At 69.8% G+C, this 9,062-nt stretch carries 8 protein-coding genes and 1 pseudogene; 8 read left to right on the top strand and 1 reads right to left on the bottom strand.

Annotated elements, in window-relative coordinates; all coding sequences use genetic code 11:
• A pseudogene (locus tag AWZ10_RS52900) lies at window positions 1-218 on the bottom strand (hypothetical protein); the annotation flags it as partial.
• Window positions 219-357: 139 nt separating this feature from the next.
• Here AWZ10_RS52900 and hemL point away from each other — a divergent pair.
• The 8 genes from hemL to AWZ10_RS11015 all read left to right on the top strand — a co-directional run.
• Window positions 358-1,677, top strand: a complete 1,320-nt coding sequence (gene hemL / locus AWZ10_RS11050; protein WP_060890976.1) for a glutamate-1-semialdehyde 2,1-aminomutase — start codon at window positions 358-360, stop codon at window positions 1,675-1,677.
• On the top strand, window positions 1,674-2,348 hold the full coding sequence (locus AWZ10_RS11045) for a histidine phosphatase family protein (RefSeq protein ID WP_046709683.1): 675 nt from the start codon (window positions 1,674-1,676) through the stop codon (window positions 2,346-2,348). The genes hemL and AWZ10_RS11045 overlap by 4 nt, the downstream gene beginning before the upstream one ends.
• Window positions 2,349-2,879: 531 nt before the next feature.
• Entirely contained in the window at window positions 2,880-4,157 is a 1,278-nt protein-coding gene (locus AWZ10_RS11040) for a polysaccharide deacetylase family protein (RefSeq protein WP_060890975.1), read from the top strand.
• A 111-nt stretch (window positions 4,158-4,268) separates the two neighbouring features.
• Window positions 4,269-4,871: a TlpA family protein disulfide reductase gene (locus tag AWZ10_RS11035; protein WP_046708784.1), complete on the top strand. Its 603-nt coding sequence runs from the start codon at window positions 4,269-4,271 to the stop codon at window positions 4,869-4,871.
• Window position 4,872: 1 nt separating this feature from the next.
• Window positions 4,873-5,667, top strand: coding sequence for a cytochrome c biogenesis CcdA family protein (locus AWZ10_RS11030; protein WP_173531666.1), 795 nt, complete (start codon window positions 4,873-4,875; stop codon window positions 5,665-5,667).
• Window positions 5,668-5,671: 4 nt separating this feature from the next.
• On the top strand, window positions 5,672-7,534 hold the full coding sequence (gene resB / locus AWZ10_RS11025) for a cytochrome c biogenesis protein ResB (RefSeq protein WP_060890974.1): 1,863 nt from the start codon (window positions 5,672-5,674) through the stop codon (window positions 7,532-7,534).
• Window positions 7,531-8,655, top strand: coding sequence for a c-type cytochrome biogenesis protein CcsB (gene ccsB, locus AWZ10_RS11020; RefSeq protein WP_046704137.1), 1,125 nt, complete (start codon window positions 7,531-7,533; stop codon window positions 8,653-8,655). Before resB ends, ccsB begins: the two co-directional genes overlap by 4 nt.
• A 111-nt stretch (window positions 8,656-8,766) precedes the next feature.
• Window positions 8,767-9,062, top strand: a 296-nt coding sequence (locus AWZ10_RS11015) for an RNA polymerase sigma factor (RefSeq protein ID WP_425264482.1), incomplete at its 3' end; no start/stop codon positions are given.

Below are 9,062 nucleotides of genomic sequence, written 5' to 3'. Positions count from 1 at the left end.
ATGGCGCCGAGCCGCCACACCGTGGGGGTGAGCCGGGTGCCGGGCGCGCGCCGCTCCGTGGGCGCCCCGCGGTCCGACGAACTGGCCCGGTCGGTCGACCCGCTCCGCTCCTGCCGGGTCTCCGCGGCCTCCTCCGCCTCGCGTCGGTGCCTGCCCCGCCGGGCACGACGAGGACCGAGGTCACCGGCCCCCTCGCCCAGTCCGCCACCGCGATGCATATCTCCACCCGAACGCATTTCTGGGCCGCGTGACCCCCGCCGCGCAACCCGATCATCGTGTCAGTGACCTCCCCCGCGACCGCCCGCCGAAACGTGCGCGCAAACACCAGTCGGCAGGATCTTCGGAGCCTCTGACACCATGGCCTGTGTGAGCTATCCGTACGAAGCCCCAGTTTCGCAGACTCTCTTCGAGCGCGCGGCGGTCGTCACGCCCGGCGGCGTGAACTCTCCCGTGCGCGCCTTCCGTGCCGTGGGTGGTACGCCCCGGTTCATGGTGTCCGGTACCGGTCCCTATCTGACGGACGCCGACGGTCGCGAGTATGTAGATCTTGTGTGTTCGTGGGGTCCCATGATCCTCGGGCACTCCCGTCCCGAGGTGATCGCCGCCGTCCAGGAGGCCGTCTCGCGCGGCACCTCCTTCGGTACGCCCGGTGAGGGCGAGGTCGCGCTCGCCGAGGAGATGGTGGACCGGATCGGGCCGCTGGAGCAGGTGCGGCTCGTGTCCAGCGGGACCGAGGCCACCATGTCCGCGATCCGGCTCGCCCGCGGCTTCACCGGCCGCGCCAAGGTGGTCAAGTTCGCCGGGTGTTACCACGGTCACGTCGACTCGCTGCTCGCCGCCGCCGGGTCGGGAGTCGCCACCTTCGCCCTCCCCGACACCCCGGGTGTCACCGGCGCCCAGGCCGGCGACACCATCGTGCTGCCCTACAACGACCTCGACGCCGTGCGGGCCGCCTTCGCCGCCCACCCCGGCGAGATCGCCTGCGTCATCACCGAGGCCTCCCCGGGCAACATGGGCGTCGTACCGCCGCTGCCGGGCTTCAACCAGGGCCTCAAGGACGCCTGCGCCGAGAACGGCGCGCTGTTCGTCTCCGACGAGGTCATGACCGGGTTCCGGACCAGCAGGGCCGGCTGGTTCGGGATCGACGGGGTCGTCCCGGACCTCATGACCTTCGGCAAGGTCATGGGCGGCGGCTTCCCCGCCGCCGCCTTCGGGGGCCGCGCCGACGTGATGGCGTACCTCGCGCCCGCCGGGCCCGTCTACCAGGCCGGCACGCTGTCCGGGAACCCGGTCGCGACGGCCGCCGGGCTCGCGCAGCTACGGCTGCTCGACGACGCGGCGTACGACGTCGTCGACACCGTGTCGCGGCGGATCCAGGGGCTCGTCTCGGACGCGCTCACCAAGGAAGGCGTCGCGCACACGGTGCAGAACGCCTCCAACATGTTCTCCGTGTTCTTCACGGACACGCCCGTGCGGAACTACGAGGAGGCCAAGGCGCAGGAGTCGTACCGCTTCAACGCCTTCTTCCACTCGATGCTGTCGCAGGGCGTCTATTTGCCGCCGTCGTCGTTCGAGTCGTGGTTCGTGTCGACCGCGCACGACGATCGGGCGGTTCAGCGGATCGCCGACGCCCTTCCGGCGGCGGCGCGGGCAGCAGCGGAGGCTTCGGCAGCATGAGTGACATCACGGTCGTCCACCTGATGCGGCACGGCGAGGTCGCCAACCCGGACGGGATTCTCTACGGGCGCCTCGACGGGTACCACCTCTCCGACCTCGGCCGCCGTATGGCCGACCGGGTCGCCGAGCATCTGGCGTCCCGGGACGTCACGCACGTCGGCGCCTCCCCGCTGGAGCGGGCGCAGGAGACGGCGACGCCGATCGCCAAGGCGCACGGGCTCGACCTCGCCACCGACGGGCGGCTCATCGAGGCGGGCAACGTCTTCCAGGGCAAGACCTTCGGAGTCGGAGACGGCGCGCTGAAGCGGCCGGAGAACTGGAAGCACCTGGTCAACCCCTTCAAGCCGTCGTGGGGTGAGCCGTACGTCGAGCAGGTCGTCCGGATGATGGGGGCGCTCGACGCGGCGAAGGACGCGGCGCGTGGCCACGAGGCCGTGCTGGTCTCGCACCAGCTGCCGATCTGGATCGTGCGGTCGTACGTCGAGAAGCGGCGCCTCTGGCACGATCCGCGCCGGCGTCAGTGCACCCTCGCCTCCCTGACCACGTTCACGTACCAGGGGGACAAGATCGTGTCCGTCGGCTACAGCGAGCCGGCGCGTGATCTGGTGCCGCCGCATCTGCTGGCCGGGGCCAAACCGGTCAAGGGCAAGGACAAGGCCTTCGGAGCGTGAGCGCTCCGCTGGGGGCGGGCCGGGTGCGGGTGGGCCGAGGCCGTCGGGGAACTGCGGGTCCGTCGTGGCCGATCGCGCGGTTCCCCGTGCTCTCGCTCCGCTGAGGGCCGGGTGAGGTGAGGCCGTCGGGGAACTGTGGGCCGGTCGTGGTTGCTCGCGCAGTTCCCCGAGCCCCTGGAAGGCCTGCGTTCCCCGTGGTCCCGAAGGACCCCTCGGCCCCGCGCCCCGAAGTGACCCGTAGTCCTTCGCGGTGCTCCTGACAGACCCCCGGCCTCCGGGCCCCGGCGACGCCCGGAGGCTCCCGGTGAACCCGGGCGACCCGTTGGCCCCCGCGCCCCCGAAAGGCCCGCCGTCCCCCGTGCCTCCGAAGGCCCGCAGAGTTTTCCGTGTCGGTCACAAGGCCCGCGCAGTTCTCCGTGCTCGTAAAGATTTGCGCTTGTCGGAGATCAATGGGAACCCCCGCGTCCTTTCATGCCTCTAAAGCGGTGTGCTTCACGTGAACTGGTACGTGGAATGACCAAGGGGGATGCAATGCGCGAAATATCGCGGAGGGGGATGCTCGGGCTCGGCATCGGTGCGGGTGCGGTCGCGGGGCTGGGGCTGACCGGGTGCGGTACGGGGCTCGGGGGCGAGCCGGGCGAGGCCGGTGGGTCCGGTGGTGGCGGCAAGGGCCCGGGGAAGAAGGGGAAGCCGGGGAAGACGGCGAAACTGCTGGGTGACGGGTCGACCTCGTACACGGGGAAGCAGCCGAACCAGCCGGGGAAGCCGCAGCCGCTGGCGCCCGGCGAGACGCCGCCGCAGTTCGTGGTGTTCTCCTGGGACGGGGCCGGGGACGTCGGGAACGGCCTTTTCGAGCGGTTCCTGAAGGCCGGGCGGGAACACGACGCCCATATGACGTTCTTCCTCTCCGGCATCTATCTCCTCCCGGAGTCGAAAAAGCGCACGTACCTCCCTCCGAACAACGCCCCCGGCGCCTCCGACATCGGTTATCTGACGGATGAACACATCAAGTCGACGCTGGGGCATGTGCGCACGGCGTGGCTCGACGGGCACGAGATGGGCACCCACTTCAACGGCCACTTCTGCGGTGGCAGCGGCTCGGTCGGGAACTGGACGCCGAAGCAGTGGCGCAGCGAGATCGACCAGGCGAAGTCGTTCGTCAAGGAGTGGAAGACCAACAGCGGGTGGACGGATGTCGAGCCGCTGCCGTTCGACTACGACAAGGAGCTGATCGGCGGCCGGACGCCGTGTCTGCTGGGGCAGGAGAACCTGCTGCCCACCGCGCGCGAGCTGGGCTGGCGCTACGACTCCTCCTCGCCCGGCGGCCTCCAGGTCTGGCCCAAGAAGAAGCAGGGCGTCTGGGACCTGCCGCTGCAGTCCGTACCGTTCCCCGGCCGCAGCTTCGAGGTCCTGTCCATGGACTACAACATCATGTTCAACCAGTCGCAGAACTCCACCCAGGCCCCGCCCGCCAACTACCCGGCCTACCGCACCCAGGCGACCGGCGCGTACGTCGCCGGCTTCCAGCGCGCGTACGAGACGAACCGGGCACCGCTGTTCATAGGCAACCACTTCGAGGAGTGGAACGGCGGGGTCTACATGGACGCCGTCGAGGAGGCCCTCAAGCACATCGCGCGGGCCAAGGAGAAGGCGCCGGACGGGGAGATACGGATCGTGTCCTTCCGGCAGTTCGTGGACTGGATGGACGTCCAGACGCCGGACGTCCTGGCCAAGCTCCAGACCCTCGGGGTGGGGCAGCAGCCGACGGGTGGGTGGAAGGAGTTGCTGGGGGCCGGTTCGACCGCGTGACCTCGCTGCTCCCGGTCGGCCGGTCTCGTCGCCTTCGGCCGCCTGACCTCGCCATACGGTGGCGTCTGACCCCGCCGTAAGCCCCCGAAACGGGCATGCGAAACTTTTCACATGAGTGTCCGTACGAGCCGCAGTCGTGCCGCTTTGCTCTCTGCCGGGGCCGCCGCCCTGGCGCTGACGCTGTCCGCCTGCGCGGGTGGTGGCATCGAGGGCGGAGGCGGTGGGACCGGGTTCGTCACCGGCTCCGACGGCATCGCGACGGTGGAGAAGGGTGACCGGGACGACGCGCCCGCCCTCTCCGGCAAGACCATCGACGGCGACCAGCTCGATGTCTCGTCCGCCTACAAGGGCAAGATCATCGTCCTGAACGTGTGGGGCTCCTGGTGCGCGCCGTGCCGCGCCGAGGCGCCCAACCTGGTCAAGGTCTCCGAGGACCTCGCCGACCAGGGCGTGCAGTTCGTCGGTATCAACACGCGGGACACCAGCACCCGGCCCGCGGTCGCCTTCGAGGAGCAGTACAAGGTCGACTACCCGAGCCTGTACGACCCCACCGGCAAGCTGCTGCTGCGCTTCGAGAAGGGCTCGCTCAATCCGCAGCTGATCCCTTCCACGCTGGTCGTCGACCGCGACGGGAAGCTGGCCGCGCGCACCCAGCAGGCGCTCAGCGAGGAGAAGCTGCGCAAGATGCTCAAGCCGATCCTCGCGGAGAAGTGACGTGCCCGGGACGTCCGTGCTGACCGCGACGACCGCACTGACCACGACCGCCGCCGACGTCAACTCGACCCTCACCGACGGGGCCCTGCTGCTCGCCCTGCCCATCGCCGTCCTCGGCGGGCTCGTCTCCTTCTTCTCGCCCTGTGTCCTGCCGCTCGTACCCGGCTATCTGTCGTACGTCACCGGAGTCGGCGGCACCGATCTGGCCGACGCCCGCAAGGGGCGGATGGCCGCCGGGGCCGGGCTGTTCGTCCTCGGCTTCACCTTCGTGTTCGTCTCCAGCGGCGCGCTGTTCGGCTACTTCGGCCGGACCCTGCTGGAGCACCAGGACGTCCTGACCAAGGTGCTCGGCGGGCTCATGATCGCCATGGGGCTCTTCTTCATGGGGCTGATGCCCTGGCTGACCCAGCGGGAGTACCGCTTCCACACCCGGCCGTCCACCGGGCTCGTGGGCGCCCCGATACTCGGCGCGCTCTTCGGTATCGGCTGGGTGCCCTGCATCGGACCGACGCTCGCCACGGTCAACATCCTCGCCCTCGACCAGGCCAGCGCCGGTCGAGGGGCCCTGCTGATGGTGGCGTACTGTCTTGGGCTGGGCCTGCCCTTCGTGCTCGCCGCGGTGGCCTTCCGCAAGGCGCTCGGCGCCTTCGCCTGGGTCAAGCGGCACTACGTGTGGGTGCTGCGCATCGGCGGCGGCATGATGATCACGATCGGACTGCTCATGCTGACCGGCGCCTGGGACCGCATCATTCAGGAGATGCAGGTCTGGACCGCCGGCTTCACCCCTGGGATCTGAGCCAATGACGACGACCGACTCCGGCAACCGCGAGAACACCCCTGCTCAGCGCGGGAGCGCCGCCGACGACAACGACCTCGGCGCCGCCGGCTCCCAGCTCTCCACCGCCCCGCAGGAGGACGCCCCCAACCTGCCCTCGCTGGGCGTGCTCGGCTGGGCCCGCTGGTTCTGGCGGCAGCTGACGTCCATGCGGGTCGCGCTGCTGTTGCTGTTCATGCTGTCGCTCGCGGCGATCCCCGGCTCGCTGATCCCGCAGTCGGGGCAGGACGAGAGCCGGGTCGCCGACTTCATGAAGCGGCACGACACGCTGGGGCCCCTCTACGAGAAGCTCGGGCTGTTCCACGTCTACGGCTCGGTGTGGTTCTCGGCGATCTACATCCTGCTCTTCATCTCGCTCATCGGCTGCATCGTGCCCCGCACCGGGCAGTTCGTGGGCCAGCTGCGCGGCCGTCCGCCGGGCGCGCCCAAGCGGCTGACCCGACTGCCCGCGTACGCGACCTGGCGCACGCAGGCCGCGCCGGAGCAGGTGCGCGAGGTCGCGCTGAAGGCGCTGAAGCAGCGCCGGTTCCGCGCGCACGGCGCCGGGGACGCGGTCGCCGCCGAGAAGGGCTATCTGCGGGAGGCGGGCAACCTCGCCTTCCATATCGCCCTGATCGTGATGCTCGTCGCCTTCGCGTGGGGCCAGCTCTACCGGTCCGAGGGCAACAAGCTGATCGTCGAGGGCGGCGGCTTCGCCAACAACCTCACGCAGTACGACGACTTCAGGTCCGGCAACCTCTTCACCGCCGAGGGCCTCAACCCGTTCAGTTTCGACCTCAAGAGCTTCCGGGGTACGTACGAGACGAGCGGCCCCAACAAGGGCACGCCGCGCGTCTTCGAGGCCGCCGTCGACTACGTCGTCGGCGCCGACGGCAAGGAGCGGTCGACCAGGATCGAGGTCAACAAGCCGCTGGAGATCGGCGACTCGAAGGTCTACCTCGTCAGCCACGGGTACGCACCCGTGATCACGATCAAGGACGGCAGGGGCAAGGTCGTCTTCCAGGACGCGGCGCCGCTGCTGCCGCTGGACTCCAATGTCACGTCCACCGGCGCGATCAAGGTCATGGACGGTTACACCGATGCCAAGGGCAAGTGGGACCAGCTCGGCATCCAGGCCTTCTTCCTCCCGACGTACGGTGGCAAGAACACCGCCGTGGTCTCGCAGTTCCCCGCGCTGCTGAACCCCGTGCTCAACCTGGAGCCGTACCACGGTGATCTCCGGGTCAACGCGGGCATCCCGCAGAGCGTGTACCAGCTCGACAAGTCGAAGCTGAAGGGGTTCAAGGACTCCAAAGGCGCGCAGGTGCGGGAGAACCTGAAGGTTGGCGAGTCCATGACGCTGCCGAACGGCGCGGGCACGATCACCTTCGACGGGGTCAAGGAGTGGGCCGGCTTCCAGATCACCCAGCAGCCCGGCAGCGGGTGGGCCTTGGGTGGAGCGATCACCGCCATCTTCGGTCTTGCCGGGTCCCTGTTCATCCAGCGTCGGCGGGTGTGGGTGCGGGCGGTGGCCGGTCCGGACGGGGTGACCGTCGTGGAGATGGCCGGGCTGGGGCGCAGTGAGTCGGCGAAGGTGCCGGAAGAGCTGGGTGACTTGGCGGCGGTCGTGTACGCCGAGGCCCCTGCTGCCGCTGAACCCGAGTCCGACAGCGAGCCGTCCGCTGCCGCTGAGGCCGACAGCGGTGACGCTGACCGGCGCTCGCAGAGTGCCGCTGCGCCCACCCGTGCGGCCGCCCCGGCGGCACGATTGCCCGCAGACAGTGCGGGCCCGGATTCCCCCACCACCCCTAACCCCCCAGCCGTACCCTCCGAAGGGGCTGAGAAGTGACTCTCGCCGCCGCCACCAACGAAAACCTCGCGAACATCAGCAACACGCTGATCTACTCCGCGATGGCCGTGTACACCCTGGCCTTCTTCGCGTCCATCGCCGAATGGCTCTTCGGGAGCCGGAGCAAGGTGGGTCGTACGGCCGCCGCGCTCACCGCCGGTGCCGGTGCGGCGCAGCAGGCGGACGCGCCCGCGGTGACCGTGAAGACGGCCGGCGGGACCGGTGTGCTGGAGCGGCCGAAGGTGGTCGTGCGGGCCGCCGCCGGTGCCCGGGACGTGCCGGACGGGCCCGGCGCGCACGGCGGGGACGAGCAGGGCGACCTCTACGGCCGTATCGCCGTGTCCCTCACCGTGCTCGCCTTCCTCGTGGAGTTCGGCGGGGTGCTCACGCGGGCCCTCTCGGTGCAGCGGGCGCCGTGGGGCAACATGTACGAGTTCAACATCACCTTCTCCACCGTGGCCGTCGGCGTGTACCTCGCGCTGCTCGCGCTGAGGAAGAACGTCCGCTGGCTCGGGCTTCCGCTCATCACGACGGTCCTCCTCGATCTCGGTCTCGCCGTCACTGTCCTGTACACCGCCAGCGACCAGTTGGTTCCCGCCCTCCACTCGTACTGGCTGTACATCCACGTCTCCACCGCGATCTTCTGCGGCGCGGTCTTCTACGTGGGCGCGGTCGGCACGATCCTGTACCTCTTCAAGGACTCCTACGAGAGCAAGCTCGCGAGCGGCGGCAGGCCCGGCCGGTTCGCGACCTCCGTCATGGAGCGGCTGCCCGCCTCGGCGTCCCTCGACAAGTTCTCGTACCGCGTCAACGCCGCCGTCTTCCCGCTGTGGACGTTCACGATCATCGCGGGCGCCATCTGGGCGGGCGACGCGTGGGGCCGCTACTGGGGCTGGGACCCCAAGGAGACCTGGTCGTTCATCACCTGGGTCGCCTACGCCTGCTACCTGCACGCCCGCGCCACGGCCGGTTGGAAGGGCCGCAAGGCCGCGTACATCGCGATCGTCGCCTTCGCCTGCTGGCTGTTCAACTACTACGGCGTCAACATCTTCGTCAGCGGCAAGCACTCCTACGCGGACGTGGGCCTGGCGGTGCTGCACTCCGTCGGAGGCGGAGCCTGACGGTCCGGTTTCCGCGCCGCCGCTCCCGTACGACTTCCGTACACCGAAGGCCGGTTCCCGTGTGACGTGAGTCACGGGAACCGGCCTTCGGTGTACGGACAGTGGGAGTACGTGGAGACGAATGACGGGGACACGGGGGACCGGAGTGCGCTGCGCGCGCGGATCAGGGACGGGGACGCGGGGGCCTTCGGGGAGGTCTTCGACGCGTACGCGCGGTCCGTCTACAACCATGCCTTCCGGCTGACGGGGGACTGGTCGACGGCCGAGGACATCGTGTCGCTGACCTTCCTGGAGGCGTGGCGGCTGCGCGGCAAACTGGACGCGGAGGGCGGCTCGCCGCGCCCGTGGCTGCTCGGCATCGCCACCAACGTGGCCCGCAACACCCGCCGGGCCGCCCGGCGCCATGC

The organism is Streptomyces europaeiscabiei, assembly GCF_001550375.1.
Classification (GTDB): domain Bacteria; phylum Actinomycetota; class Actinomycetes; order Streptomycetales; family Streptomycetaceae; genus Streptomyces; species Streptomyces europaeiscabiei.
Note: the sequence above shows the minus strand (reverse complement) of the source record. Positions and strands in the feature narration are given on the sequence as shown.

Coding starts and splice junctions, on each gene's coding strand:
- AWZ10_RS11045 (WP_046709683.1), top strand. CDS start 1,674: ATGAGTGACATCACGGTCGTCCACCTGATGCGGCACGGCGAGGTCGCC.
- hemL (WP_060890976.1), top strand. CDS start 358: ATGGCCTGTGTGAGCTATCCGTACGAAGCCCCAGTTTCGCAGACTCTC.
- resB (WP_060890974.1), top strand. CDS start 5,672: ATGACGACGACCGACTCCGGCAACCGCGAGAACACCCCTGCTCAGCGC.
- AWZ10_RS11040 (WP_060890975.1), top strand. CDS start 2,880: ATGCGCGAAATATCGCGGAGGGGGATGCTCGGGCTCGGCATCGGTGCG.
- AWZ10_RS11035 (WP_046708784.1), top strand. CDS start 4,269: ATGAGTGTCCGTACGAGCCGCAGTCGTGCCGCTTTGCTCTCTGCCGGG.